The 25664-nt window shown below is 73.8% G+C and carries 24 protein-coding genes; 12 read left to right on the forward strand and 12 right to left on the reverse strand.

What is annotated here, in order from left to right:
- On the forward strand, positions 1-757 hold a 757-nt coding region (locus tag CCN35_RS11740; protein WP_107501042.1), incomplete at its 5' end, for a carbon-nitrogen hydrolase family protein.
- A 216-nt stretch (positions 758-973) separates the two neighbouring features.
- On the opposite strand, the gene CCN35_RS11745 is transcribed toward CCN35_RS11740, so the two are convergent.
- On the reverse strand, positions 974-2059 hold the full coding sequence (locus tag CCN35_RS11745) for a WD40/YVTN/BNR-like repeat-containing protein (RefSeq protein WP_067389736.1): 1086 nt from the start codon (positions 2057-2059) through the stop codon (positions 974-976).
- Between the two features lie 265 nt (positions 2060-2324).
- Between CCN35_RS11745 and CCN35_RS11750 the strand changes: the two genes are divergently transcribed.
- On the forward strand, positions 2325-2897 hold the full coding sequence (locus CCN35_RS11750; RefSeq protein WP_067389321.1) for an Rv1733c family protein: 573 nt from the start codon (positions 2325-2327) through the stop codon (positions 2895-2897).
- A gap of 34 nt (positions 2898-2931) precedes the next feature.
- On the opposite strand, the gene CCN35_RS11755 is transcribed toward CCN35_RS11750, so the two are convergent.
- Positions 2932-4593, reverse strand: a complete 1662-nt coding sequence (locus CCN35_RS11755) for an acyl-CoA dehydrogenase family protein (protein ID WP_086792538.1) — start codon at positions 4591-4593, stop codon at positions 2932-2934.
- Between the two features lie 45 nt (positions 4594-4638).
- Here CCN35_RS11755 and CCN35_RS11760 point away from each other — a divergent pair, with 45 nt between their 5' ends.
- From CCN35_RS11760 to CCN35_RS11770, 3 genes are all read left to right on the forward strand, one after another.
- Positions 4639-5412: a PaaX family transcriptional regulator C-terminal domain-containing protein gene (locus CCN35_RS11760; RefSeq protein WP_067389324.1), complete on the forward strand. Its 774-nt coding sequence runs from the start codon at positions 4639-4641 to the stop codon at positions 5410-5412.
- Positions 5413-5717: 305 nt separating this feature from the next.
- Positions 5718-5930 carry a hypothetical protein gene (locus CCN35_RS11765; RefSeq protein WP_067389325.1) on the forward strand — a complete coding sequence of 71 codons (213 nt, stop codon included), beginning with the start codon at positions 5718-5720 and terminating at the stop codon, positions 5928-5930.
- Between the two features lie 3 nt (positions 5931-5933).
- Positions 5934-10298 (forward strand): cation-translocating P-type ATPase, encoded by a 4365-nt coding sequence (locus CCN35_RS11770; RefSeq protein WP_067389326.1) that lies wholly within the window; start codon positions 5934-5936, stop codon positions 10296-10298.
- 61 nt (positions 10299-10359) lie between these two features.
- Here CCN35_RS11770 and CCN35_RS11775 read toward each other — a convergent pair whose 3' ends face one another.
- The 7 genes from CCN35_RS11775 to CCN35_RS11810 all read right to left on the reverse strand — a co-directional run bounded on the left by CCN35_RS11775 (position 10360) and on the right by CCN35_RS11810 (position 17249).
- Positions 10360-11706: an FAD-dependent oxidoreductase gene (locus tag CCN35_RS11775; protein WP_086792528.1), complete on the reverse strand. Its 1347-nt coding sequence runs from the start codon at positions 11704-11706 to the stop codon at positions 10360-10362.
- Positions 11707-11931: 225 nt separating this feature from the next.
- A complete protein-coding gene (locus tag CCN35_RS11780) occupies positions 11932-12609 on the reverse strand; it encodes a TetR/AcrR family transcriptional regulator (RefSeq protein WP_067389328.1) in 678 nt (225 codons plus the stop codon).
- 319 nt (positions 12610-12928) lie between these two features.
- A complete protein-coding gene (locus tag CCN35_RS11785) occupies positions 12929-13630 on the reverse strand; it encodes an HAD family hydrolase (protein ID WP_067389742.1) in 702 nt (233 codons plus the stop codon).
- 82 nt (positions 13631-13712) lie between these two features.
- On the reverse strand, positions 13713-14648 hold the full coding sequence (locus CCN35_RS11790; protein WP_067389329.1) for a M56 family metallopeptidase: 936 nt from the start codon (positions 14646-14648) through the stop codon (positions 13713-13715).
- Positions 14649-14816: 168 nt separating this feature from the next.
- Complete coding sequence (locus tag CCN35_RS11795; protein WP_067389332.1) at positions 14817-15371, reverse strand: DUF5134 domain-containing protein; 555 nt, start codon at positions 15369-15371, stop codon at positions 14817-14819.
- A 557-nt stretch (positions 15372-15928) separates the two neighbouring features.
- Positions 15929-16723, reverse strand: coding sequence for a VOC family protein (locus CCN35_RS11805; protein WP_067389334.1), 795 nt, complete (start codon positions 16721-16723; stop codon positions 15929-15931).
- Positions 16724-16856: 133 nt separating this feature from the next.
- Positions 16857-17249, reverse strand: coding sequence for a VOC family protein (locus tag CCN35_RS11810; RefSeq protein WP_067389335.1), 393 nt, complete (start codon positions 17247-17249; stop codon positions 16857-16859).
- Between the two features lie 71 nt (positions 17250-17320).
- Here CCN35_RS11810 and CCN35_RS11815 point away from each other — a divergent pair, with 71 nt between their 5' ends.
- The gene (locus tag CCN35_RS11815; protein ID WP_086792530.1) at positions 17321-17863 is read left to right on the forward strand and encodes a GNAT family N-acetyltransferase; all 543 of its coding nucleotides are present in this window, start codon (positions 17321-17323) and stop codon (positions 17861-17863) included.
- 36 nt (positions 17864-17899) lie between these two features.
- Here the strand turns inward: CCN35_RS11815 and CCN35_RS11820 are convergent, their stop codons facing one another.
- Entirely contained in the window at positions 17900-18583 is a 684-nt protein-coding gene (locus tag CCN35_RS11820; protein WP_079129539.1) for a glycerophosphodiester phosphodiesterase, read from the reverse strand.
- A 481-nt stretch (positions 18584-19064) separates the two neighbouring features.
- On the opposite strand from CCN35_RS11820, the gene CCN35_RS11825 reads away from it, so the two are divergent.
- The 5 genes from CCN35_RS11825 (at position 19065) to CCN35_RS11845 (ending at position 23718) form a co-directional block, all read left to right on the forward strand.
- Positions 19065-20462: a DUF6421 family protein gene (locus CCN35_RS11825; protein WP_067389340.1), complete on the forward strand. Its 1398-nt coding sequence runs from the start codon at positions 19065-19067 to the stop codon at positions 20460-20462.
- Positions 20463-20503: 41 nt separating this feature from the next.
- On the forward strand, positions 20504-21253 hold the full coding sequence (locus CCN35_RS11830; RefSeq protein ID WP_067389341.1) for an SDR family NAD(P)-dependent oxidoreductase: 750 nt from the start codon (positions 20504-20506) through the stop codon (positions 21251-21253).
- Entirely contained in the window at positions 21250-22323 is a 1074-nt protein-coding gene (locus CCN35_RS11835; RefSeq protein WP_067389342.1) for a threonine aldolase family protein, read from the forward strand. Before CCN35_RS11830 ends, CCN35_RS11835 begins: the two co-directional genes overlap by 4 nt.
- Positions 22324-22393: 70 nt before the next feature.
- Positions 22394-22999, forward strand: coding sequence for a transglutaminase domain-containing protein (locus CCN35_RS11840; RefSeq protein WP_086792532.1), 606 nt, complete (start codon positions 22394-22396; stop codon positions 22997-22999).
- A gap of 17 nt (positions 23000-23016) precedes the next feature.
- Positions 23017-23718: a B3/B4 domain-containing protein gene (locus CCN35_RS11845; protein ID WP_067389345.1), complete on the forward strand. Its 702-nt coding sequence runs from the start codon at positions 23017-23019 to the stop codon at positions 23716-23718.
- Between the two features lie 15 nt (positions 23719-23733).
- Here CCN35_RS11845 and CCN35_RS11850 read toward each other — a convergent pair whose 3' ends face one another.
- Together CCN35_RS11850 and CCN35_RS11855 are read right to left on the reverse strand one after the other, a co-directional pair.
- Positions 23734-23937, reverse strand: coding sequence for a hypothetical protein (locus CCN35_RS11850; protein WP_143631489.1), 204 nt, complete (start codon positions 23935-23937; stop codon positions 23734-23736).
- A gap of 105 nt (positions 23938-24042) precedes the next feature.
- Positions 24043-24768 carry a lysophospholipid acyltransferase family protein gene (locus tag CCN35_RS11855; protein WP_067389349.1) on the reverse strand — a complete coding sequence of 242 codons (726 nt, stop codon included), beginning with the start codon at positions 24766-24768 and terminating at the stop codon, positions 24043-24045.
- 243 nt (positions 24769-25011) lie between these two features.
- On the opposite strand from CCN35_RS11855, the gene CCN35_RS11860 reads away from it, so the two are divergent.
- The gene (locus CCN35_RS11860) at positions 25012-25386 is read left to right on the forward strand and encodes a TlpA family protein disulfide reductase (RefSeq protein ID WP_211285512.1); all 375 of its coding nucleotides are present in this window, start codon (positions 25012-25014) and stop codon (positions 25384-25386) included.
- Positions 25387-25664 lie beyond the last annotated feature (278 nt).

Raw genomic sequence — 25664 nt, forward strand, 5'->3', positions numbered from 1 at the left:
CCCGGCCGGCCGGGAGCTGTTCAGGCGCTACCACGCCGCCGCCGTCGAGGTCCCCGGCCCCGAGGTCGACGCCCTGGCCGGCCTCACCCGGGAACTGGGCTGCCACGCCGTGGTCGGCGCGGTCGAACGGCAGCGCGGCACCCTGTACTGCGTGGCGCTCTTCTTCGGGCCGGACGGCTATCTGGGCCTGCACCGCAAGCTGATGCCGACCGCTGCCGAACGCTATCTGTGGGGGCAGGGCGACGGCTCCACCCTGCCGGTCGTCGACACCGGCACGGCCCGCCTCGGCGCGGCCATATGCTGGGAGAACTACATGCCCCTGTTCCGCACGGCGATGTACGCCAAGGGCGTCGACCTGTGGTGCGCGCCGACCGTCGACGACCGCGACGCCTGGCAGGCCACCATGCGGCACATCGCGCTGGAGGGCCGCTGCTTCGTCCTCGGCGCCGGCCAGTACCTGCGCCGTGACGCCCTGCCCGCCGATCTCCACCCCGTCCAGGGAGATGCGCCCGACACCGTGCTGATCGGCGGCGGCTCCGTGATCGTCTCACCGCTCGGCGAGGTCCTGGCCGGACCGCTGCGCGACGGCGAGGGCATCCTGAGCGCCGAGCTCGACCTCGACGACCTGGCCCGTGCCCGCTTCGACTTCGACCCGACCGGTCACTACGCCCGCCCGGACATCTTCACTCTCCGGGTGGACGAGTCCGCCCGCACCACCGTGACCAAGGCCGGCGGCCCCGCCGGGGACGGACGGTGAGGTGCTGCCGGACGGTCCGGCACGGCGGAGGCGGGGGCGCGGCTCACCCGCCTTCCCGTTCCCCCTCTCTTCCTCTTCCTTTTCCTTCCCTTTTCCTTCCCCGGCGGGTTCCTCGCCGGGGAAGGCCCGCCGGGGAAGGCCCTCGCCTCCTCCGGCGGGTTCCTCGCTCCGGCGGCCTCTCCCGCGGGCTCGCTCCCCCTGAACGCCTCGCGGCCGTCAGCCGATCACCGCCGCGCGCACACAGAGCACGTCCGGCAGATGCGAGGCCAGCAGCCGCCAGCTGTCGCCGTCGTCCGCCGACGCGTACACCTCGCCGTTGCGGTTGCCGAAGTACACGCCCGCCGGGTCCGCGTCGTCGGTGCACAGCGCGTCGCGCAGCACCGTGCCGTAGTGGTCCTCGTCCGGCAGACCCGCCGTGAGCGGCTCCCAGCTCCTGCCCGCGTCCGCGGTGCGGAACACCCGGCACCGGCGGCCGGCGGGCACCCGGTCCATGTCCGCGTTGACGGGGAAGACGTACGCCGTGTCCCCGCGGTGCGGATGGGCGGTCACGGCGAAGCCGAACGTCGACGGCAGGCCCTCGCCGATGTCCGTCCAGTGCCCGCCCCCGTCGTCGCTGCGGTACACCCCCCAGTGGTTCTGCAGATACAGCCGGTCCGGGTTCCGCGCGTCCTGCGCGATCTTGTGGACGCACTGGCCGAACTCCGGGTTCGGATCCGGCAGGAACACCGCGGACACACCGGAGTTGGACGGCGCCCAGCTCGCCCCGCCGTCGGAGGTGCGGAACACGCCCGCGGCGGAGACGGCGACCGTGACCGCCTTCGCGTCGCGCCGGTTTGTCACCACGGTGTGCAGGCCCTCACCGCCGCCGCCCGGCGTCCACTTCGACCGGGTGGGGTGCTCCCACAGCGGACGGACCAGTGCGAAGCTCTCGCCCCGGTCCTCGGAGCGGTACAGCGCGGCCGGTTCCGTGCCCGCGTACACCACGTCCGGTTCCGCGGCCGCCGGGTGCAGCTGCCACACCCGCTCCAGTGAGGCGCCCGTGTCCGGGGGGAACCTCACCGCGGGCCGGGCCGGTTCGGTCCATGTGCGGCCCAGGTCGTCGGAGTGGAACACCGACGGCCCCCAGTGCGCGCTGTCGCCGCCGGCCAGCAGCCGCGGAACGGCACCGCGGGTGTCGACGGCGACCGAGTACACGGCCTGCGCGTTGAAGTACGGGCTGTCGTCGAACTCCCAGGCGCCGCCGCGCCGCCGTCCGAGGAACAGACCCTTGCGCGTGCCCACGGCGAGCAGGACCTCGGTCATGCCGATCACCTCCGCGAGGTCTTCGTCCGGACTTCTTCGTCCCGGACGTCGGCCAGTGTGCACCCTGCCGCTGACAGTCACGTCCAAGGCGGCGTCGTCGCAGGTCACCACGGCATGGTCGGGACTGCGCCGGCCCCTGTGCGCCTCCCGGCAGTCCCGTCCGGACGCCGGGACGGGCCTCGTCGTTGAGCACCGGGGAGCCGTCCTTCGTACGGATGGAAGGGCTGGCCGGCAGGCCCATCGGCCCGTGAGGAGGAGGCCGTCGATGGCGTTTGGTGGTGCGAGGGCGTGGCTGTGGCGGTGGCGCCGCAATCCGCTCAGACGCCGCATCGACACGGTGGAGGCCTGGGTGCTGCTGGGCACCTGGGTCCTCACCGTTCTCGCCGGGGTGCTCGCCGGCTGGACGGCGGCCCGGGAAGTGGAGCGCGGGCTGATCCAGGAGCGTCTTCAGCGGCGGCCCACGACCGCGCTGGTGACCGAGCGGGCGCCCGGCCCGCCCGCCGGGAGCAGCCGGATCCAGGTGTGGGGGAAGGTGCGCTGGACCGCCGGGGACGGCACCGAGCGCACCGGGTACGCCCGGGTGCGGGCGGGCAGTGCGGCCGGCACCCCCGTCACGGTGTGGACCGACCGCCGGGGCCGCCTGGTGGCCGAACCGGCCACGCCCGCCGCGGCCCGGGCCCGGGCCGCGGCGACCGGCACGCTGGTGGGCGCGGGCGCCGCCGTCGTCCCCCTCGCCGCGGGCCGCGTCCTGCGCGTCTGCCTGGAGCGCCGCCGCATGGCCCGGTGGGACGCCGAGTGGGCCCGTCTCGGCCCGCTGTGGGGCCGCACCATCCGGTGAGGCCGGTGAGGCCCGTGCTGCGCCCCGGAAGGCCCTACCCCGGCAGGGACCGCTCCAGGATGGCGTCGAGGTCCGCGCCGGCCGGCAGGGTGCCGAAGGAGTGGCCCCAGTCGCCGCCGAGCCGGGTCGCGCAGAAGGCGTCGGCGACGGCGGGCGGGGCGTACCGGACCAGCAGGGACGCCTGGAGCGTCAGCGCCATCAGCTCCACCAGGCGGCGTGCGCCCACCGGTGAGGCCTCGCCCAGACCGGCCCTCAGACGGGCGGCCGCCGCGTCCAGACGGGCGTCGGCGCCCCGGGCCGCGTCGAGTTCGGCGAACAGCGCCTCCGCGGTGGCCGGCTCCCGGCTCAGCGCGCGCAGCACGTCCAGGGCGTTGACGTTCCCCGAGCCCTCCCAGATGGACAGCAGGGGCGCCTCGCGGTAGTGCCGGGGCATGCCCGAGTCCTCGACGTAGCCGTTGCCGCCCAGGCACTCCAGGGCCTCCGCGGTGAAGGCCGGACCCCGCTTGGTGACCCAGAACTTGCCCACGGCGGTCGCGATCCGCCGGAACGCCGCCTCGCTCTCCCGGTCGCCGTCCGCGCGCACCGCCCGGTCGGCCGCACCGGCCAGCCGCAGCGTGAGCGTCGTGGCGGCCTCCGACTCCAGCGCCAGGTCGGCCAGCACATTGCGCATCAGCGGCTGGTCGATCAGCGGTGCGCCGAAGGCGACCCGGTGCCGCACATGGTGGCCGGCCTCCACCAGCGTCCTGCGCATCAGCGCCGCCGACATCATCACGCAGTCCAGACGGGTGCAGTTGACCATCTCGATGATGGTCTTGACGCCCCGTCCCTCGGGCCCGACCAGCCAGGCCACGGTGTTGTCGAACTCCGGCTCGGAGGAGGCGTTGGACCGGTTGCCCAGCTTGTCCTTGAGCCGCTGGATGCGGAAGGTGTTGCGGCTGCCGTCGGGCAGCACGCGCGGCACCAGGAAGCAGGACAGCCCGCCCGGGGCCTGCGCGAGGACCAGGAAGACGTCGCACATGGGCGCCGAGGTGAACCACTTGTGCCCGCGCAGGGTGTAGACGCCCGGCTCGGCGGTCGGCGTGGCGGTCGTGGTGTTCGTCCGTACGTCGGAGCCGCCCTGCTTCTCGGTCATCCCCATGCCCGCGAGCAGTCCCCGCTTCCCGGCCGGGGGCCGCAGCCCGGGCTCGTACACCCGGCTGGTCAGCAACGGCTCGTAGACGGCGGCGAGGTCGGGCTGTGCGCGCAGGGCGGGCACGGCGGCGTACGTCATCGACGTCGGACACCCGTGCCCGGCGTCGGTGTGCCCCCACACCAGTGCGCCCGCGATGCGGGCCACATGGGCGCCGGGCCGGTCGTCCGCCCAGGGCGCGCCGGCCAGCCCCTCGGCGACCGCGGTCCGCATCAAGTGGTGCCAGCTGGGGTGGAACTCCACCTCGTCGATCCGGTTGCCGTACCGGTCGTGGGTGCGCAGCTCGGGCTCGTACCGGTTGGCCTGCTCGGCCCACTCCTGCGCCTCCTCGCCGCCCGCCAGCGCCCCGAGCCGCCGCAGGTCCGGCTCGGCCCAGCCCGCGCCCTCCCGGCGCAGGCCCTCCAGCAGCGCCGCGTCGTCGGACGCGTCGTACGGGGTCAGGGGAGGGGGCTGGTTGGTGACGGTGTGGGTGGAGGACGACGGTGCGTGCGCGAGTGTCGAGGCCATGCGGCCCATGCTGCACTGTCTCTGCGGTCGCATCAATAGTGCAACATGGCGGACGTAGAGTACGTGCCCGTGAACGCCTCCCAGGAGTCCGCCGGAATCGAGCTGCGCCCGCTGTCGGCGCGGTCGGTCGTCCTGAGCCTGCTGCTGGGCACGCACCCGCCCGAACTGCCGGTGAGGGACCTCGTGCGGGCCGTCGAACCCCTCGGGGTGGGCGGATCCACCCTGCGGGCGGCGCTCAGCCGGATGGTGGCCGCCGGAGATCTGCGGCGCTCGGACACCGTCTACGGCCTCAGCGACCGGCTGCTGGAGCGCCAGCGGCGCCAGGACGCGGCCGTGCACCCCGCCACCCGGCCCTGGGACGGGGAGTGGGAGATGGCCGTGGTGACGGCGACCGGCCGCGGGCCCGCCGAACGCGCCGATCTGCGCGCCCGGCTGACCGCCCTGAGACTCGCCGAGCTCCGCGAGGGCGTCTGGCTGCGCCCCGCCAATCTGCGCCGCCCCTGGCCCGACGACCTGGACCGGGTGATCCGGCGCTTCACCGCCCGCCCCGAGCGGTCCGCACCGGACCTGGCCGCGAGCCTGTGGCCGCTTGGGGACTGGGCGGACACCGCCCGGGCACTGCTCGCCCACCTGGCGCGCGCGGAGCGTCCCGCCGACCGCTTCACCGTCCTCGCGGCCGTCGTACGGCACCTGCTGGCCGACCCCGTCCTGCCCGCACCGCTGCTCCCCGCCGACTGGCCCGGCCCCGAGCTGCGCGCCGTGTACACCGACCACCAGCGGGAGCTGACCGAGGAGATGCTCGGCCGCGCGGGACGGTGAGGCCGCGCGGGACGGTGGACCGGTCGCCCGCCTGCCCGCCCGCGTTCCCGTCCAGGGCATCCGCGCCCGCGGCGTCGTCCTGCGCGCCGTCCGGCAGCCCTGCGGCAACGGGGGAGTGGCCCGAGGGGGAACGTCCGGTGGCGGGGGCGCGACCGGTGACGTTCCCTGGGAGAGAGCCCGAGCGGGAACGACCGGGAACGAGCGGGAACGGTCGGGAACAGTCGGGAACAGTCGGGAAAAGGATGACCGGCACGGTCGTGGGCACCCGGGCGCACGCAGGACGGTCTCGCCTCGCGAGGAGAGTCATGGCTGAGCAGAAGTCGTCATCGGCTCTTGCGGCATCGCTCCACGGCGCGGCCGCGGCGCTGCGCGGGGTGCCCGGCGCCGGGGCGGTGACCAGGCCCGCACCGGACATTGCCGCCGCGCCCCGGGAGACGGAGCCCGCGCGGGGGCGGGCCGCGACGGTCCGAAGGACCGCGAAGGACCCCGGCACGACCGCACCACCCTCCAAGGAGTGAGCCATGGCGCTCGGTCTGCTGACGGCACCGTCGGCCGCCGCCGACCGTCTCGCACGGGCGGCGGCTCCCGTGGTCGGAGCGGCCGCCGGCGCGGTGGCCGGAACCGCGCGGGCCGGTGTGCGCGGCGTGGACGCCGCCGTACGGGTCGCGCGCGTCGCCGGGAACGCGCTGCCCGGCGCGAGCCCCCACTGGCGGTCCGGCACACGGGCGCACCTCGCGCTGCGGCCCGCCGACCCGGACCGGGTGCGCCGCGCGGGCGGCATGGAACACCTGGCCCGGCATCTGGCCACGGCGCTGGCCGAGCGTCCGGACGTGCTCTTCGCCTACTGGGACCAGGGGCTCGCACGTCTGGTCGTGACCGTGGCGGAGGAGGAGGCCGCCGACCGGGTCGTGGACCACGCCTGCGAACTCGCCGCCCGGCACGGGCTGGTCCCGGGGACCGACGACCCGGAGGAGATGACGCATCCCGCCGACCCGGCCGGAGTGCGGGACGCCGCGGCCGCGCTCGCCGCCGACCTGGTGGGCATCCTCGCGTCACTCGCCGCCTCCTTCCTGCGCCTGCCGCCCTCGCCCCGCATGGTGACCGCCGTGGTGACGCTGCTGCGGGAGAACCCCGGATTCCGCGACCGGCTGGGCGCCCGGCTGGGCAAGTCCCGCATGGAACTTCTGCTGGCCTGGGCGAACGCGGCCGCGCACGGCGCCGGCCAGACCCCCACCTCGCTGATCCTGGACGGGGCGCTGCGCGTCGGTCAGCTGGCCGACACGATGGCCCGCTCGGCCGCCTTCGACGCGGTCCACGACGAGCTGTGCGCCCCCCATCGCACCAGCGTGGCCACGGACGTCTCCACCCGCCCGCCGCTGCGCATCTCGCCGGCCCAGGAGTACGCCAACCACGCGTCCGCCGGCAGTCTGGCGGGCGCGCTGGCGACCCTGCTGGTCAAGCACCAGCTGTCCGAGGCGGCCGAGGCGGTGCTCGCGGGGTCGCCCAAGGCCGCGCGTTACGGACCCGCCGCCTTCCAGTGCGTCCTCGGCATGGCGCTCGCCCGGACCGGTGTCCTGGTCCGCGCCCCGGAGCGGCTGCGGCAGCTGGAGATGGCCGACACCGTCGTCCTGCACCCGAGCGCGCTGCGCACCGACGGCGGCGAGGCGGACCCGTGGGTCGAGCCGGTCCTGGACGCGGCCCGCCGGGCCGGCCTCAGGGTCGTCCTGGTGGAGGACCCGGCCCTGGAGGACTTCACCGCCCTCGCCGACCAGGTCGTGGACGCCCGGCGTCCCCTGGACGACGTGGTGTACGAGCTGCAGGGCGGGGAGGGGGCGGTCGTCACCGTCGCCCGGGTGCGGACCGCCGACGACCGCGACATCCTGGCCGGGCTGCGGGGCAGCGACGTCGCCCTCGCCCTGACGGGCCGTGACGCCGCCGTGATGTGGGACGCGGACATCATGGCCCTGCACGGACTGCCCGACGTGTGGCGGGTGCTGACCGCCGTCCCGGCCGCCCGGACGGTGGGCCGCCGGGCCCAGACCCTCGCCCGGTCCGGTGCCGCGCTGTCCGGGCTGCTCGTGGCCGTCGGCGAGGCACGGTCCAAGGTCAAGGCCAAGGGCGGGGTCGGGGCCGTGCGCCGCGCCCTGCTGCCGGGACTGCGGCACGCACCGGTCGACATCGCCGCGGCGATCGCCCTGCTGTCCGGGGCACGAGCGGCCCTCGGCGTGGCGTCGGCCCACGCCCCGCATCCGCATCCGCGGGTGCACTGGCACGAACTGGACCCGGACGAGACCCTGGAGCGGCTGGAGCACCAGCCGGAGGACGCCGTACCGAGCCCGTTCGAGCAGATCACCGAGCGGGCCGGCAGGACCGCCGGCCGGCTTCTCCGGCACCCCGCCCTCACCCCGGTCCGCTGGACCTACGACCTCGGCCGGGCCGTGCGCGGCGAGCTGCGCGACCCCCTCACCCCGGTCCTGGCCGTCGGTTCGGCGGCCTCCGCGATCCTCGGCTCCGTGACGGACGCCCTGCTCGTCGTCGGCGCCCTCGACCTGAACGCCCTGGTCGGCGGCATCCAGCGGCTGCGTGCCGAGCGGGCGCTGTCCGGGCTGCTCGCCGAACAGAAGCGGAAGGCGCGCATCGCGCCCTTCGGGAGCGGGACCCCGGAGGGCGAGACCCGCACGGTCGACGCCGGAAAGCTGCGGCCCGGCGACGTGATCGAGCTGAAGGGCGACGACGTGGTGCCCGCCGACGCCCGGCTGCTGTGGGAGGAGGGCCTGGAGGTCGACGAGTCCGCGCTGACCGGGGAGTCGCTGCCGGTGCAGAAGCAGGTCGCCCCGACCCCGCACGCGGCGGTCGCCGACCGGCGCTGCATGGTCTTCGAGGGCACGACGGTGGTGGCCGGACAGGCCCGGGCCGTCGTGGTCGACATCGGGGAGCACACCGAGGCCGCCCGTGCCGTGCACCTGGCCGCCCGCACGCCCCCGGCCGCCGGGGTGCAGGCCCGGCTGCAGGAACTCACCCGCAAGGCCCTGCCGCTGACCCTGGCGGGCGGAGCCGGGGTGACCGCTCTGGCGCTGCTGCGCGGCACCCCGATCCGCGAGGCGGTCAGCGGCGGCGTGGCGGTCGGCGTGGCCGCCGTCCCCGAGGGGCTGCCGCTGGTGGCCACGGTGGCGCAGCTGGCGGCGGCCCGGCGGCTCAGCCGCGGAGGAGTCCTGGTGCGGACCCCGCGGACGCTGGAGGCGCTGGGCCGGATGGACACCCTCTGCTTCGACAAGACCGGCACCCTCACGGAGAACCGGCTGCGGGTGGTGCGGGTCTCCGACGCCTCCGGGACGATCCACCGGGCCGGCGACGCGGAGGCCGCACCGACGCTGCGGGCCGCCGCGCGGGCCTGCCCGCGGCTGAACGGAGGCTCCGGCCGGCCGGTGCACGCCACCGACGAGGCCGTCCTGGAGGCGGCCGGCCCCGACCCGGACTGGGAGCAGCTCGAGGAACTCGGCTTCGAGGCCGCCCGCGGATACGCCGCCGCCGTCGGACACGCCCCGGACGGCCGCCGGACGCTCGTGGTCAAGGGCGCCCCCGAGACCGTCCTGCCCGCCTGCGCCGGCCTCCCGGCCCACGCCTCCGGCACCTCGCAGGAGCTGGCCGGGCGCGGCCTGAGGGTGCTGGCGGTGGCACAGCGACGGCTCGAGGAGCACGAGGACGTCGGCGACGTGCTCGAACACGACCTGCGGGAGCTGGAGTTCGTCGGACTGCTGGGGCTGTCGGACGTGCCCCGCGAGACGTCCACGGCCCTGGTGCGCGGCCTGTACGAGGAGGGCGTACGACCGGTCATGCTCACCGGGGACCACCCGCAGACCGCCCGGGCGATCGCCACCGAACTGGGCTGGCCCGAGGACACCGTCGTGGTCACCGGCGACGAACTCGCCGCCGCGGCCCGCAGGGTCCGGGCCCGCATGCTGCGGGACGCCGGAGTCGTGGCCCGGGTCGCACCCGAGCAGAAACTGCAGGTCATTGAGGCCCTGCGGGACGCGGGACGGGTGGTCGGCATGGTCGGCGACGGCGCCAACGACGCCGCGGCGATCCGCGCCGCCGACATCGGCGTCGGCATCAGCGCCCGCGGCTCGGCCGCCGCGCGCAACGCCGCCGACATCGTCCTCACCGACGACGACCTGACCGTTCTGATCGACGCGATCGGCGAGGGCCGCGCCCTGTGGCACAGCGTCGCCGACGCCATCGCCATTCTGATCGGCGGCAACGCCGGCGAGGTCGGCTTCGGTCTCCTCGGCACGCTGCTGTCGGGCACCGCGCCGCTGTCCACACGCCAGATGCTCCTGGTGAACCTGTTCACGGACCTGTTCCCGGCGATGGCGGTCGCGGTGACCCCGAAACAGGGCGGCGAGCAGGCGCAGTCGGCGGCACCGGAGGACGCGGCCGGCGGGGTCCTGGGCGACGCGCTGATCCGGCAGATCCGTCATCGCGCCCTGACCACGTGCCTGGGCGCGCTCACGGCCTGGCTGTTCGGCCGCTTCACCCCCGGCACCCACCGCCGCTCCGGCACGATGGCCCTGTGCGGGGTGGTCGGCACCCAGCTCGCCCAGACCCTGCTCGACCGCCGCGACAGCAGGCTGGTCCGGGGGACGTCCCTGGGTTCCGCGGCCGCCCTCGTCGCGCTGGTCCAGACACCCGGCGTCAGCCGTGCCCTGGGCTGCACCCCGCTCGGCCCCCTCGCCTGGACCGGCGTCCTCCTGGCGATCGCCCTGGCCCTGGCGGGCCAGCGAGTCCTGCCCCGCCTGGAGAGGACGGTCGTCCGCCTCCTGCCCGGGGACGGCTCCCCGCGGCAGAACGGGTCCCGGAGCGAGCCCCCGGAACCGGCGCGGCCCTGACGGCCCGGCGGCCACCTGCCGCCGGGGCCACGCCCCGCCGGGCGGGCCGGACGCGGCCGCGCTACGCGACCCCGCCGCGCGCCGCCGCGCGCAGGGACTCCCAGTCCGGGAGCTTGACCACCTCGCGGCCCAGGGAGGCGCCCAGAGCCGCCTCGGCCCGCTCGATCGCCTGCCAGCCCGACCACTCCACGGGCTCGACGCCCTCGGCACGCAGAACGGGGACGGAGTCGTCCGGGACCTGCCTGCGGACGAGCACGGGCACGTCCGCCAGCAGCGAGGCGACCGTCTCCTTCGCACAGGGCCGGTTGGTGCCGATGACACCCGTGGGCCCCCGCTTGATCCACCCGGCCACGTACTCGCCCGGCGCGACGGCCCCGTCGCGCAGGACGCGCCCGGCCCGGTGCGGCACCGTGCCGGTACCGGCGTCGAAGGGCAGCCCGTCCAGCGGCACTCCGCGGTAGCCCACGGAACGCAGCACCAGCTGGGCCGCGACGTCCTCGTACCGCCCCGTCCCGGTCACACCGCCGTGCCCGTCCGGCACCGTGCGCTCCAGCCGGACCGCTCCCACCCGGCCGTCCACGGCGAGCAGCTCGACGGGCCGCAGGAAGAAACGCAGCCGGATCCGGCGGGCGCCGCCCCTCGCGGGCGCCTCGGCCCAGCCGCGCAGGACCTCGATGTTGCGGCGCTGGGCGGAGGGCAGCGCCGAGGGATCCGTGTACGCCGGGTCCAGCGCCAGCTCCCGCGGATCGACGACGACGTCGGTGTCCGGCAGCAGGCCCAGCTCGCGCAGCTCCTTGGTCGTGAAGCGGGCCTGCGAGGGCCCGCGCCGGCCCACCATGTGGATCTCGGTCACCCGGCTCGCCGCGAGAGCGGCCAGCGCGCTCTCGGGCATGTCGGTGCGCCTCAGCTCGGCCGCGCCGCGGGCCAGCATGCGGGCGACGTCCACGGCGACATTGCCCACGCCGATGACGACGGCCGACCGCACACCGTGCACGAAACCGTCGTCCACGGCGTCCGGGTGGGCGCTGTACCAGGAGACGAACTCGGTCGCCGACCAGCTGCCCGGCAGGTCCTCGCCCGGGATCCCCAGACGCCGGTCGGCGGCGGCGCCCACGCAGTACACCACCGCGTGGTACAGCTCCCGCAATCGGCCGACGGACGGCCCGCCGGAGCCGCCGACGTGCACACCGCCCAGGAACCGGACCCGCTCGTGCTCCAGGATCGTGCGCAGATTGTTCTGCAGGGACTTGATCTTCTCGTGGTCCGGCGCCACGCCGTAGCGCACCAGCCCGTACGGGCACGGCAGCCGGTCGAGCACGTCGACACGCACCGAGGAGTCCTGCTGGACGAGGCCCTGAGCGGTGTAGCACCCGCTCGGCCCCGAGCCGACGACGGCGACACGCAGCACGGCGGAACTCCTTACCCCGGGGGATCGGAGGAGATCGCTGATGGCTCCAGCATCGCACCAACGGGCCCGCCGGAGGAGACCGGCGGCACGGGACCGCCCGACCGGCGGCACGGGACCGCCCGCCTGCCGCCCGACGGGCCGTGCGCCGGCCGGGGCCTCAAGGCCGGGGTCCGGCTCCAAGGCCGCAGGACCGGCTTCGAGGCCGCCGGTCCCTCCGGCCCGGACCTACTGCTGCTCCGGCGGAGGCGCCGGATCCCGGCCGGTGGCGAAGAAGCGCGACAGATCGGTGTCGCATCCGCCGGGCTGCTGTTTCTCGGGCGGCATGCCCATGTCCCAGTCCAGCCGGTAGCGCTTGAACAGTTCCGCCCGCAGTACCGGCACCGGCATCGGCGCCCCGGGCACCAGCGCCGCGTAGACGGCGCCCATCAGCAGGGCCCGCAGCATCGGGTAGTCGGTGTCGACGTCCGCCGAACCGTGCCGGGCGATGGTGTCCCGCAGAAGCTGGGCGAGCCGCTGCTGCTCCGGGCACTGCACGAAGCCCTCCTCCTGGAGGATCCCCGCCATGTGCTCCCGCATCAGCACCGGCCGGTCCCGGGCCAGCCCCAGGATCGCGTCGATGGCCCGCGCCAGCCGTTCCCGGCCGTCCTCGGTGCGCGGTTCGCGCTCCAGCGCCTCCTGGAGCGTGCGGTGCATCAGCCGGTGCACGGCGGACTGCACCAGCCGGCGCTTGCCGGGGAAGTAGTAGGAGACCAGACCGCGGGCCGCCCCCGCACGGTCGGCGATGGCGCCGAGCGTCGTCGCGTCGTACCCGCGCTCGCCGACCAGCTCGACCGCCGCCTGCAGAAGCCGTTCCCGGGAACGCCGCCGCAACTCTTCATTGGCCGAGGCGCTGCGCGGAGACATGCAAAAAAACTCCTAGGTTGACTGGACGCCAGCCAACTATACTCGTCCCCGTGCGCCGGCCCCGGCAGGGCAAGGGGGTCGGGCTGCAGTCCGTCTCGGGCGACGCGGGGGATCGTCCGAGGCGGACTTCCTGCTGCTCTCCGCCGAACCGGAATCCCGGAAAAGACCGCAGGTCATCCCCCAGATCGGCTATGTGCCGACCTCTTCTTCCCACCAGGCGTGCGTCCCGGCCCCGGGAGGCTTCCGGGAGATCAACTTCCCGGTGGGTGCTTCCGGCGGCCGCCCTCCTGACCGGCAGCCTCGACGGACGTGTCCGCGCTCAGGCCGTTCGGCGGCCGACCAGGTCGAGCACCGGCAGCAGTGCGTCGGGCCGGTCCGCGACCGGCAGGTGGTCCACGAAGTGCACGGCGCAGCCCAGGGCCGCCGCGCCGCCGTCCGCATGGCGGCTGTCGCCGACCATCAGCACGTCCTCCGGGTCGGCGCCGAGCGCCGTGCAGGCGAGTGCGAACAGACGCGGGTCCGGCTTCTGGACGCCGTGCTCGTACGACAGCACATAGGTGTCGACGTACGGATCGAGGCCGTGGGCGCGGAACACCGGACGCAGGTCCCAGCCGATGTTGCTCACCACCCCCACGCCGATCCCGCGTTCGCGCAGGGCGCGCAGCACCTCGGCCGCGTCCGGGTAGGGCGTCCAGGCCGCCGGCGTCATGTGCCGGTCGTACAGCGCGTCGTGCAACGCGGGGTCCGGCAGCGGCACTTGGCGGGAGAGCCCGGTGTACGCGGCCCGGTGCTGCTCGGCGCTGCGGTCCCGCACCTCCCACAGCCCGGCCAGTTCCCCGGGCAGCCGCACGGGGTGGGCACCGCCCGGCAGCGCCCCCGCCTCCTCCAGCGCCCGCGCCGTCGCGGCGAACTCCCGCTCCTCCAGCGCGATGTCCGCCTCGTCGAGCACGGCACGCAGCCAGGACTCGGTGGACTCGACACGGAAGAGGGTCCCGGAGAAGTCGAAGAGCACGGCGGCCATGGGGGGATCGTCGCGCATCCCGGGCGCCCCGGCCACCTGGTCGCGGAAGGCCACCGGTGGTTCCCGCGGCCGGGGCCGCCGGTCAGCCCAGCGCCCTCAGCCCCGGGACGAACGCCACCAGGACCGGGATCACCGGTACGAGCGAGGCGAGTGCCGTCAGGCGCAGTTTGCGGGCCGCCGTCATCCGGGCCGGGGGAGTGAGAAGGCGGTTCACCCGCTCGGAGACCTGGGCCCCGGAGGCGGGGCCGGGGCCGAACACACCGCGATCCTCGTTGAGTCCGACCAGGGCGAGGGCGGTCGTCAGACGGCCGAAGCGGCGCGAGGCCACGTCGTCGGCGGCGAGTTCGACCAGCCGGTGCATCTCGTCGCGGAACGCGGCGAACACCGGCACCTGGGGAAAGCCGTCCGCCAGCGCGGAGGAGCAGTGCAGCAGCCAGTCGTGCCGGGCCCGGGCGTGGCCCTGCTCATGCGCGAGGACGGCGTCCAGCTGCCGCCCCTTCAGCCGCCGCAACGCGGCCGTGGTGATGACCAGCCGGGGCGAGGGGCCGGACAGCCACCAGACGTCCGGCCGGTCGCTCTCCAGGACGACGAGCCGGTCGTTGCCGGCTTCCTCACCGGGCAACAGCGGAGCACGGGCGAGGAGTTCGGCCCGCCGGCGCCGCCGCCGCGCCCGGGCCCGCAGGATCTCGCGGACCAGCATCACCGCGCTCCACACCCCGCCGCAGGCAAGGACCACCGCGGCGGCCGGCGCCCAGGCCCCGGCCGCGCCGAACGCGTAGGCCTCCACCACTCCGCGCGGGGCCACGGCGAACACATGGTCGCGCACCTCCTGCCAGGCGGCCGCGGCGCTGAGCGTCATCGACAGCGCACAGCACAGCAGGACCGCGACGACCACGCACTGCCACACCCACAACGCCAGCACCGGTTCCCGGTCCGGCCAGTCGGCCCGGGCGAGCAGCCGGGGGGCGACGACGGCGATGAGCGCGCCGAGCAGCAACAGGACTGCGGGGACCACCATGCATGCAGCCTATGAGCGGGCGGCTGTCCATAGGTACGGCTCCGCACGGCAAAGTGACACAGACCACGGCGTCGCACCCTTGCCCGCCGCTTCGGCGGATGCCTTCTCGCACCGTCCCGCGCCGTTCCATGTCGTTTTGTGCCGTCCTGTGCCGTCGCTCGCCGTCCCTCACATGATCAGCAGCATGGCCACCATCGCCATCCCCATCGAGAGGCGGCACGCCCGCTCCAGCTCCGGCCGGTCGCCCCAGCCCGTGCCCCCGCCTGTCGTGCTCCCGGCCGCCGCCCCGGCGGGGGCCAGCCGGATGCCGGACAGCAGGACGTAGCCCGCGAAGTACAGCAGCAGCGCGCCCGTGACCAGGGGCGTCCCCGTCCCGCCGGGCATGTGGTGGGAACCGGGCGAGACGGCCATCGCCACCGACATGTAGACCATGGCCGACGCCCCCACCACGTGGTGCAGATGGCGCGGGCTGCGCCGAGCCGACCACAGTGCGTGCAGCGCCGCCGCTCCGAAGACCGCCGCGTAGGCCGACCACACCCACGCGGGAGGCGTGAACACCGCCGCCGGCACGGCCATGGCGGCCATGCCGAAGCCCATCAGCGCCTCACCGCCCGCGGTGCGGCGCTGTTCCCCGACGGTGCTGCGCATGCGCAGCAGGCAGTACGCCCCGGTCACCGTGCACAGCGCCACCAGCAGCCAGGCGGCCGCAACCGGTCCGTGCACCCCCCACCTCCCCGTTCGACCCGTTCGACGGATCCGGGCCGCCGTCGGACGGCAGACCGTCGGTCAAGCGATGCCCGCGGTCCGCGGTGCGCATACGGGCGCACAGAGGTGCACGGGGAGCATTCACCGAAGCGCAGCAGGCCGGCGCCGGGCCGCGCGAGTTTTTCACGGGGGAGAGCACCTGTGGGGCTCGTTCGTCGTGAGCGGTGCGCCCCCTGTCCCCGCCGGCACTGCTCGTCGCCGGGTTCGACGGGGGCCATGAGCCGGGCGAGCCGATCGCCGGACGGACCCGGGACACCGCCGGCGCCGCCCTGGCCGGGCTGCGGGACGCCGTCGGCGCCGCGTCCGCCGTGGCGGGCCGTCCACCCCGCCCCGGACACCGCGCCGATGAAGGTCATCGGCCGGATCGACCGCTGCGCCGCGCTGTTCGGGCAGACCGAGGACGCACCGCTGCGCCGGGCGGGTCCCGGCCTTCCCGGCCCGGTCGCCGCGATCCGCCTCGATCCGCCTCGATCACCCCGGCCGCCCGACTGCCTCGGCCGCCCCGGCCGGCGGGCTCACGGGTGCTCCTGCCCCTCCTGCCCCGCCGGGGGTTCCTGGGCGGACCGGTAGATGCCGAACGTCGCGCCCTGCGGGTCGCGCAGCACCGCGATCCGGGGGCCCTCCGGGACGACGGTGGGCTCCAGCAGGGCCTTGGCGCCGGCCCGCACCGCGACGTCCGTGGTGGCGTCGACGTCCTCCACCGCGAAGTACGGCATCCAGTGCGGCGGTATGTCGGCCGGGAACCGGCCGTGCATCGCCGTCACCCCGCCGAAGTCCTCGCCGTGCAGGCCCCACTGCGTGTACCACTCCGAGGCGTTGACGCTCCAGCCGAACACGCTCGTGTAGAAGTCCCGGGCCCTCTCGACGTTCCGGGTGGCGAGCTCCACCCAGCCCAGCGACCCGGGCCGGTTGAACACGTCGGCACCGTGGAAGTTCCGGGGCTGCCACATCTGGAAGGCCGCGCCGGACGGATCGAGCGCCACCGTGAAGCGGCCCTCGTCGTAGATCTCCACCGGCCCGTGGATCACCGTTCCGCCGGCTTCCGCGACCTTGTTCGCCGCCTCGTCGGCGTCGGCGACGCAGAACGAGACGTTCCACGCGACCGGCTGGGACTCCTGGTACAGGGGGGTGATCGCGGCGACCGCGGCGTCCCCCAGATACGCGATGGTGTAGCCGCCCGAGACCAGCCGGGGGTCGCGCCGCGTGCGCCAGCCGAAGATCTCGCCGTAGAACCGTGTGGCCGCCTCCGGATCGCTGGTCCCCAGTTCCGCCCAGCACGGTCCGCCGACCACCGGCTTGTCGAACTCCATGGCACCCTCCGGGAAGGCTCGTCCCCACCCACCAGCACGCTAGCCCCGCCCGCCGACGCGGGCCAGCGGGAACGGTCCGGCCGGTACCCGGTGCCGGATGCGCCGCCCGGACGGGCCGGTGACGCGCGCCGGGTCAGATCCCGGGCCGGAACCGCAGCGGATGGTCCGCCGGCACCTCGACGAGGACGATGGGCACGCCGTCCGGATCGGCGATCCACATCTCGATCAGCCCCCATGGCTCGCGCACCGGCGGACGGGTGATCCGCACGCCCTTGGCCCGCAGCTCCTCATGGGCGGCGGCCACGTCCTCGACCTGGAGCCAGAGCCGCACGGCGGGGGACGGCGGGGTGTCGGAGCGCCCCGAGAGCTCCAGGAAGCCGCCGCCGAGGAAGTAGACGGTGCCCCGTTCCGGCCCCGTTCCGAACTCCCGGTAGACGGCGAGGCCCAGCTGCTCCCCGTAGAAGGCACGGGAGCGTTCGGGGTCGGTGGGCCGGAGCAGTGTCCGACTGCTGAGCACATGCACCATGCACCCGGAGCCTACTGGCAGGATTGCCCCGTTCGCCGCACAACCGTGCCCCGAGCTCGAAAGGCACCCCCATGGAGACAGCCGCCACCGGACCACTGACCTTCCGCGACGCCTCGGACGCCGACGTCGACACGCTGGTGCGCCTGATCCAGTCGGCGTACCGCGGGGACGCCAGCCGGGCCGGATGGACCACCGAGGCGGACATCCTCGAAGGACAGCGGACGGACCGGGAAGGCGTGCTGGAGGTGATCAAGTCCCCCGGCAGCCGGCTGCTGATGGCCGAGCGGGACGGCCGGGTGGTCGCCTGCTGCCAGCTCGAGCGCCGCGACGACCACGCCTACTTCGGGATGTTCGCCGTCAGCCCCGGGCTGCAGGGCGCCGGTCTGGGCAAGGCGGTCCTCGCCGAGGCGGAGCGCCTGGTGCAGGAGGAGTGGGGCGCCCGGGAGATGCACATGACCGTGATCACGGTGCGCGAGGAGCTGATCGCCTGGTACGAGCGCCGCGGCTACCGCCGTACGGGAAAGACCAGCCCCTTCCCGTACGGCGACGAGCGCTTCGGCATTCCGCAGCGCGACGACCTGGAGTTCGAGCTGCTGGTCAAGGAACTGGGATGACCGGGACGGCCGGGCCGGCGGGGACGGCCGGGACGGCTACGCCGTGAAGCGGCCCGTGCGCTTGATCTCCGGGAAGTCGGTGGTCACCCCGTCCAGCTCGAACGCGCGGGCCAGCCGCAGATGCTCCGGGGTGTTCACGACCCAGGCGAAGACCCGCAGGTCCGCCCTGCGCGCGTGCTCGACGATCTCCAGGGTGAGCCGGCGGAGGTCGAGGCAGAGCGTCGCGGCGCCGGCCGCGACGGCGCGTTCGACGACATCGGTGCCGTAGTACTGGGCCACGAGCGCCGTGCGGACGCCCGGCACCAGGCGGGCGATCTCGACGAGCGCCTCGTCGTGGAACGAGGACACCTCCACCCGGGAGGTCAGGTCCCGCTGCCGCATGACCTCGCCCAGCGCACGGGCCGCGGCCACGTCCTTGATCTCCGCCTGGAGCGGAGTGCGCACGGCGTCGAGGACCTCCTCGAAGACCGGGACCCGCTCGCCGCGGCCCGCGTCCAGCGAGCGCAGCTCGGCGAGGGTCTTGTCGGCGATGGCGCCGCTGCCGTCGGTCGTGCGGTCCACCTCGGCGTCGTGCATGACGACGAGGGCGCCGTCCTTGCTCAGGTGCAGATCGAGTTCGATGACATCCAGGCCGGCCTGCTGGGCGGCGACGAAGGAACGAAGGGTGTTCTCGGGCTCGACACCCATGACTCCGCGATGACCGATGGTTAGGAAGTTCAAGGTTCAACTCGCTTCCGTCGACGGCGGCTCGGCGCGGCGCGGAGCGGAGCGGACGGACCCTGCCCGCGCGGCAGTGCCGCAGCCTAGTGGTCCGGCGCCGGGTTGGAACCCTGCGCACATGGGGCAGAGGGGTGATGGCCGGGGTGGTGCGGGGTGCACCCGCCGAAGAGATCACCCCGGTGTGGGCGAGTCGTCCGTGTGTTGACCGGTGCGGCCGCGGTCCGCACACGGCCGTCCGCGGCGGGGAACGGCGCCCGGCGGGGACGCCCGGCATGCGGAGGGCCGTGAGGAGGGCGCGGCGCCGATCGGACCGTCGCGCCGCTGATCGAACCGGCAGAACTCACGCCTCCCGGGCACCCAACAGGAAAATAAACGGTTACAGCGGGTGTGCGCGGGATATCTTCCCGAAGATCCCCTTGCTGGGAGAAACCTCGTATGTATACGGTCTCCCTACGCAAGGTTCTCCCGTGGAGGATGGGTCATGACGGAAATTCTTGTGCAGCCGGGTACGGAGGAGAAGGTTCCTTCGGTGAGCAGGGTGATTGACCACCCGGCATGGCCCGTGCTCAAGGATGCCGTGGAGCGCATCCGGCCATGGCAGGCCAAGGACGGCTCGATCGACTTCACCGCCGAGGGCGCCCCCGACCGCGCGGACGCCGAGGCCGCCGTGCGCCGCGTGATTGGCGCCGTGGAGGAGCTGTCCCCGCTGCTGCCGCATGACGCCGCCTACCACGAGGCCCTCGTGAAGGATCTGCGGCGCTGGGCCGAGGGCGGCTTCGAGGTGCCCGACTTCCTCGACTCCCTGATGGCCTTCCAGCCCGCCGCGCACCGCGAGCACGGCCGGCAGCACCTGGTCGTCTTCCCGATGTACACGCAGAACGGCAACCCGAACCGCAACCTGGAGGCGGTCGTCCTGCGCATGGTCTGGCCGGACTGGCTGGCCGAGCTCGAGCGCACCCGCTACGACAACCCGCTGTTCTGCGCCATCACCTTCGAGGACTTCACGGCCGGCTACGACACCAACTCCGCCGTGCTCTTCCCCGAGACCGTCGCCGTGCGCGAGGCGCCGGAGCAGTTCTCCTGGGGCGCCATCTTCTGCGACCGCGAGGCGGCCCGCTTCCGCAAGGTGACCGCCGCCGCCGTCGGCCTCCTCGGCCTCGAGCTGCCCGAGGACATCGCCGGGCTGATCCACGACCAGCAGCGCTGCGAGGACGCCTATGTGCTGTGGGACATGATCCACGACCGCACCCACAGCCACGGCGAGCTGCCCTTCGACCCGTTCATGATCAAGCAGCGCCAGCCGTTCTGGATGTACGGCCTGGAGGAGCTGCGCTGCGACCTCACCGCCTTCAAGGAGGCCGTGAAGCTCGAGGCGGAGGGCGTCGCCCAGGCCCGCGACGTGCAGTACGCCGTGCTGTTCGACCGCATGTTCCGCTTCCCGGTCACCGGCGAGCGCGTACGCAACTACGACGGACTGGGCGGCCAGCTGCTCTTCGCCTACCTGCACCAGCACGACGTGGTGCGCTGGAAGGACAACAAGCTCTCCATCGACTGGGAGCGCGTCCCGCAGGTCACCAACCAGCTGTGCGCCGAGATCGAGAAGCTCTACCGCGACGGCATCGACCGGCCGAAGCTGGTGCACTGGTTCGCCGGCTACGAGCTGGTCTCGACCTACCTCGCCCCGCACCCCGCCTCCAAGTGGGCCAAGGGTCCCGACGCCCTGGACCTGACCCAGCCGCCGCGCAAGCTCGTCGACGACGTGCTTCCGGACGAGTTTCCGCTGAGCATGTTCTACGAGGCGCTGTCCCGGAAACTGAAGAAGGTGATCGCCTCGACCCGGGGCATCACCGGGAACAGCCCCGAACAGGTCGCCGCGTGAGTGGCCGCGAGACCGGGAACACTGCTCAGGAGGCGAAGAACATGGCGGGGAACGGACCGCTCAGCGGTGCGGTGATCGCGGTGGCCGGCGCGGGCGGGCCGGCCGGGCGGGCGGCGCTGCTCCGGCTCGCCGAGGCGGGTGCGACCGTCGTCGGCGCGGACAACGATCCGCAGCGGCTCTCGGAGGCCGTGGACGCGGCGAGGTACGCCGCCGGCGGCGCCACCGTCACCGGGGACACGGTCGATCTGCTCGACCTCAAGGCCACCCGTGAGTGGGCCGTGAGCATCGAGCAGAACTTCGGCCGGGTCGACGGGCTGGTCCACCTCGTCGGCGGCTGGCGCGGCAGCGAGACGTTCACCAAGACCAGCCTGGACGACTGGGACTTCCTGGAGCTGCTGCTGATCCGTACCGTGCAGCACACCTCCCTCGCCTTCCACGAGGCGCTGCAGCGCAGCGGCCGCGGCCGGTATGTGCTGATCAGCGCCGCGGGCGCCAGCAAGCCGACCGCGGGCAACGCCGCGTACGCCGCCGCCAAGGCCGCCGCCGAGGCGTGGACGCTGGCCATGGCCGACTACTTCCGCAAGGCAGGGGGGCCCGACGGGCCGACGTCGGCGGCTACGATCCTGGTGGTGAAGGCATTGGTGCACGACGCGATGCGCGCCGAGCGCCCCCACGCGAAGTTCGCGGGCTTCACGGACGTCAAGGACCTGGCCGACGCCATCGTCGACGTCTGGAACAAGCCCGCCGCGGAAGTGAACGGAAACCGCCTGTGGCTGACCGAGAAGCCGTGAACCCTCCCAAGACCGACGCACGTCGCCATCACGACCCCGAGGTCCGCGGTTTCGCCAGTGACAACTACGCCGGAGTCCATCCCGAGGTGCTCGCCGCCCTGGCCGTGGCCAACGGCGGGCACCAGGTGGCGTACGGAGAGGACGTCTACACCGAGAACCTCCAACGGGTCGTCCGCAGTCACTTCGGCGCCACGGCCGAGGCGTTCCCGGTGTTCAACGGCACCGGTGCGAACGTGGTCGCCCTCCAGGCGGTCACCGACCGCTGGGGCGCGGTGATCTGCGCCGAGAGCGCGCACATCAACGTCGACGAGTGCGGTGCGCCCGAGCGCATGGGCGGCCTGAAGCTGCTCACCGTGCCCACCCCCGACGGCAAGCTCACGCCCGAGCTGATCGACCGGCAGGCGTACGGCTGGGAGGACGAGCACCGCGCGATGCCGCAGGTCGTCTCGATCACCCAGAGCACGGAGCTGGGCACCGTCTACACGCCCGGGGAGATCCGGGCGATCTGCGAGCACGCCCACGCCCGCGGGATGAGGGTGCACCTGGACGGCTCCCGCATCGCCAACGCGGCGGCCTTCCTGGACGTCCCCATGCGGACCTTCACCAACGCGGTCGGCGTCGACATCCTCTCCCTGGGCGGGACGAAGAACGGCGCGATGTTCGGCGAGGCGGTCGTCGTCATCAACCAGGACGCCGTGCGCCGGATGAGGCACATCCGCAAGATGAGCATGCAGCTCGCCTCCAAGATGCGCTTTGTGTCGGTGCAGCTGGAGGCGCTGCTCGCCAAGGACCTGTGGCTGCGCAACGCCCGCCACGCCAACGAGATGGCGCAGCGGCTCGCGGAGGGCGTACGGGCCGTCGACGGTGTGGAGATCGTTCACCCCGTCCAGTCCAACGGCGTCTTCGCCAGGCTCCCGCACGAGGTGGGCGAGCGCCTGCAGAAGCGCTTCCGCTTCTACTTCTGGGACGAGGCCGAGGGCGTGGTGCGCTGGATGTGCTCCTTCGACACCACGGAGGACGACGTGGACATGTTCGTGGCGGCCGTGAAGGAGGAGATGGCCCGCCGGTAGTCCGCATGGACATGCGGCCGTCCGGAAAATCATTGGCTTCCGGGCGGCCGCATTCCTGTGCTCCGCGAGCATGGGGCTGATCCAGGACACCCCCGGCCTGTCCGCCCATCTGGCCGCCGGCGAGGCGGTCGACCATGAGCATCCGGTGGTCCGGGAGGCGGCCGCGCGTCTCGCGAAGGGGGTGGTGGATTCGCGCGACCATGCGCATGACTATGCGCGAGCCGCGCACACCTTCGTCCGTGACGCCATTCCGCACGCGCAGGACGCGGGCGACCCGCGGGTCACCTGGCGGGCCTCGGACGTCCTGCGGCAGCGCACCGGCATCTGCCATGCCAAGGCCCATGCCCTGGCCGCCCTGCTGCGGGCCGAGGGCATCCCGGCCGCGCTGTGCCGCCAGCGCCTGACGCAGGACGGGGGCGGCGGACACGTGGTGCACGGTCCGGTCGCCGTGCGGCTCGACGGAACCTGGCACCGGCAGGACCCGCGCGGCGACAAGCCGGGCCTCGACGCACAGTTCTCCCTGACCGGTGAGCGCCCGGCCTTCGTACCGGACCCCAAGTCGAGCGAAGTGGACTATCCGGTACTGTACGCTGAACCTCATCCGGCCGTACTGGCCGCCCTCAAGGCTGCCCCCGACCGGCCGCGGCTGTGGCAGTCGCTGCCGGACGCACTCTGACCTCCGAGGCGGGAAAGATGACGCTGTCCCTCACCGTGTCCGACGAGGTGCGCGCGCTCGCACCCGGCTTCACCTATGTGGCCATCGAAGCCCATGGCCTGGTCAACGGCCCCAGCACCGAGGCCAGTTCGGCACTCCTGGACGATGCGGCCCGCCGTCTGGCCGCACGCCTGGACGGGCGTGCCCCGCAGGAGGATCCGCACATGGCCGCCTGGCGCGCGGTGTACTCCGCGTTCGGCTCCAAGCCCTCCCGCACCCGCAACTCGGCCGAGGCGCTGGCCCGGCGGGCGCTGTCGGACGCCGGGCTGCCCCGCATCAATGTGCTCGTCGACCTCTACAACGCCGTCAGCGTCGCCCACCTCGTTCCCGTCGGCGGCGAGGACCTCGACCTGATCCAGGGCGCCATGAGCCTGGTGCGCGCCGGCGGGGAGGAGGAGTTCGTGACCGTGGCCGACGGCAAGGAGGTGGTCGAGCACCCGGACGCGGGCGAGGTGGTGTGGCGCGACGAGGCCGGGGTGACCTGCCGCCGCTGGAACTGGCGCCAGGGCCCCCGCACCCGTCTCACCGAGCGGACCGCCTCGGCCCTCTTCCTGCTGGAGAGCCTGCCCCCGATGCAGGTCGCCGAGGTACGGGCGGCGGCCGGTGAACTCGCCGAACTGCTGGAGAAGTTCAGCCCCGGAGCACGTGTCGTCGTGGGGGAGCCGCAGACCGTGTCCTGACCCGCCCGGCCGCCGTCACCGACGGCGGTGGCGCAGGTCGCTCATGATCGGACTGGCGCTGAGCGCCGTCGAGGCGTCGAACGACACGCGGTCCTGGTGTGCCTGGAGCCGGCGGGCCTGCTCGATGAGAAGCCCGTCGGCGTTCTCCGTCGCGCTGTTGCCGCGCCGCAGGATCACGACGATCAGCAGCAGGGCGGGCATCGCGAACGCACCGAACATGAGACCGATCGTGACCACGGGCGTCCCCCCGCTCGCGGTACGAGAACTGACTTTCCGTCAGCTTGCCCGGCAGTGCGTCGCGCTCACCTGGCGGCGCGTCACGCGTCAGAGCGCCTCGGCCGTGCGCAGCTGCTCCGGGGTCGGGGCGGTGCCGCCGAGGTGGGCCGGCAGCCACCAGGCGTTGTGCTCCCCGGGGCGGAGGGGGTAGGCGCGCTGGGCGGCTTCCAGCAGTTCCTGGACCCGCTCGCGCAGACGGCGGGTGATGGCGCCCGCGTACTGGTCGCGAGGGGCGTCCAGGGCCTCGCCCACCCGGATCGTGATGGGGGTGCGGCTGCGTCCGAGGTTGCGCGGATGCCCCTTGGTCCACAGGCGCTGTGTGCCCCAGACCGCCATCGGGATCAGGGGGACGCCCGCCTCCTGGGCCAGCCGCGCCGCACCCGACTTGAAGCTCTTCAGGGTGAACGACTGGGAGATCGTGGCCTCCGGGAACACCCCGACCACCTCACCGGACTTCAGCGACTCCAGCGCCTGCGCATACGCCGTCTCGCCCCGGGAGCGGTCCACCGGGATGTGCTTCATGCCGCGCATCAGCGGCCCGGAGAGCCAGTGCCGGAAGACCGACTCCTTCGCCATGAAGCGCACCAGGCGCTTCTGCGGGAGCGCGGCGAGCCCGTTGAAGACGAAGTCCAGATAGCTGATGTGATTGCTCACCAGCACGGCACCGCCCGAACGCGGGATGTACTCCGATCCCCGGCAGTCGATCCTGAGGTCCCACACCTTGAACATCGTGCGGGCGAGACCGATGACGGGACGGTAGACGAGTTCTGCCATGAATGCGGCGGACCCTTCTGTCTGCCAGGGAAGGGAATCCCGGCGGAAGTTACGCTGCCGTAGGTTTACGGCCTGCCGCAGATCGTGCCCCAAGAACGGCCGCGGAGCCAGCCCGCGTGCCCGTCCTCGGCGAGATCCTCGTCACGTCGGCCCCGTGATTGACCCGTTCGGCCCAGCGGACGGGAATCCCCGCGCCCCCGGCGGCGCTGATGGAGAAGGCCGGGAAGAAGGACGGCCGGGCCGGTGTGCGCGGCGGTGGAACGGAGAGCGCGGGTGGGCGGACAGGAGCACGGGAACAGGCGGCTCGGACCGGCCGAGCTGGGCGGGGACCTCGGCGCACGCGCCACGCTGGTGCAGTTCTCCAGCGCCTTCTGCGCCCCCTGCCGGGCGACCCGCCGCATCCTCGGCGAGGTGGCCGGCATGGTCCCCGGGGTCGCGCACATCGAGATCGACGCCGAGGCCAACCTGGACCTGGTGCGCCGGCTCGGGGTCCAGAGGACACCCACCGTGCTCGTCCTGGACGCCGGCGGCCGCATCGTGCGGCACGCCGCCGGACAGCCGCGCAAGGCGGATGTCATCGCGGCCCTGGGGGAGGCGGTGCTGGGCCCGCGCCCGTAGAAGAGTGCTGGGCCCGCGCCCGTAGAAGANNAGATCCGTGGGGCCGGCCCGGGGAAGAGGTGAGACATCCCCCACGGAAGAAGATGCTTGACTGTACCCGCCAACTATCGTCAGCCTGACTGCATGTCCATGGAATTCCTTCTTCCCGGACGGGTCCGCCGCACCGGCCTCGTCCGCCGCGCGGGCGCACGCTGTCCGGACTGCTAGCAGTCACGGCCCCGCTCGTTTCCCGGCAGAAGGACCCCTTCCATGACGGCCCGCCCCCTGACGGCCACCAC

This window comes from Streptomyces thermovulgaris (assembly GCF_002155915.1).
Lineage (GTDB): Bacteria > Actinomycetota > Actinomycetes > Streptomycetales > Streptomycetaceae > Streptomyces > Streptomyces thermovulgaris.

What these genes read in the sequence shown, in the direction of transcription:
- CCN35_RS11745 (WP_067389736.1), bottom strand. Translation starts at nt 2,059, where the DNA reads ATGACCGAGGTCCTGCTCGCCGTGGGCACGCGCAAGGGTCTGTTCCTC.
- CCN35_RS11750 (WP_067389321.1), top strand. Translation starts at nt 2,325, where the DNA reads ATGGCGTTTGGTGGTGCGAGGGCGTGGCTGTGGCGGTGGCGCCGCAAT.
- CCN35_RS11755 (WP_086792538.1), bottom strand. Translation starts at nt 4,593, where the DNA reads ATGGCCTCGACACTCGCGCACGCACCGTCGTCCTCCACCCACACCGTC.
- CCN35_RS11760 (WP_067389324.1), top strand. Translation starts at nt 4,639, where the DNA reads ATGGCGGACGTAGAGTACGTGCCCGTGAACGCCTCCCAGGAGTCCGCC.
- CCN35_RS11765 (WP_067389325.1), top strand. Translation starts at nt 5,718, where the DNA reads ATGGCTGAGCAGAAGTCGTCATCGGCTCTTGCGGCATCGCTCCACGGC.
- CCN35_RS11770 (WP_067389326.1), top strand. Translation starts at nt 5,934, where the DNA reads ATGGCGCTCGGTCTGCTGACGGCACCGTCGGCCGCCGCCGACCGTCTC.
- CCN35_RS11780 (WP_067389328.1), bottom strand. Translation starts at nt 12,609, where the DNA reads ATGTCTCCGCGCAGCGCCTCGGCCAATGAAGAGTTGCGGCGGCGTTCC.
- CCN35_RS11785 (WP_067389742.1), bottom strand. Translation starts at nt 13,630, where the DNA reads ATGGCCGCCGTGCTCTTCGACTTCTCCGGGACCCTCTTCCGTGTCGAG.
- CCN35_RS11790 (WP_067389329.1), bottom strand. Translation starts at nt 14,648, where the DNA reads ATGGTGGTCCCCGCAGTCCTGTTGCTGCTCGGCGCGCTCATCGCCGTC.
- CCN35_RS11805 (WP_067389334.1), bottom strand. Translation starts at nt 16,723, where the DNA reads ATGGAGTTCGACAAGCCGGTGGTCGGCGGACCGTGCTGGGCGGAACTG.
- CCN35_RS11810 (WP_067389335.1), bottom strand. Translation starts at nt 17,249, where the DNA reads ATGGTGCATGTGCTCAGCAGTCGGACACTGCTCCGGCCCACCGACCCC.
- CCN35_RS11815 (WP_086792530.1), top strand. Translation starts at nt 17,321, where the DNA reads ATGGAGACAGCCGCCACCGGACCACTGACCTTCCGCGACGCCTCGGAC.
- CCN35_RS11825 (WP_067389340.1), top strand. Translation starts at nt 19,065, where the DNA reads ATGACGGAAATTCTTGTGCAGCCGGGTACGGAGGAGAAGGTTCCTTCG.
- CCN35_RS11830 (WP_067389341.1), top strand. Translation starts at nt 20,504, where the DNA reads ATGGCGGGGAACGGACCGCTCAGCGGTGCGGTGATCGCGGTGGCCGGC.
- CCN35_RS11840 (WP_086792532.1), top strand. Translation starts at nt 22,394, where the DNA reads ATGGGGCTGATCCAGGACACCCCCGGCCTGTCCGCCCATCTGGCCGCC.
- CCN35_RS11845 (WP_067389345.1), top strand. Translation starts at nt 23,017, where the DNA reads ATGACGCTGTCCCTCACCGTGTCCGACGAGGTGCGCGCGCTCGCACCC.
- CCN35_RS11850 (WP_143631489.1), bottom strand. Translation starts at nt 23,937, where the DNA reads ATGTTCGGTGCGTTCGCGATGCCCGCCCTGCTGCTGATCGTCGTGATC.
- CCN35_RS11855 (WP_067389349.1), bottom strand. Translation starts at nt 24,768, where the DNA reads ATGGCAGAACTCGTCTACCGTCCCGTCATCGGTCTCGCCCGCACGATG.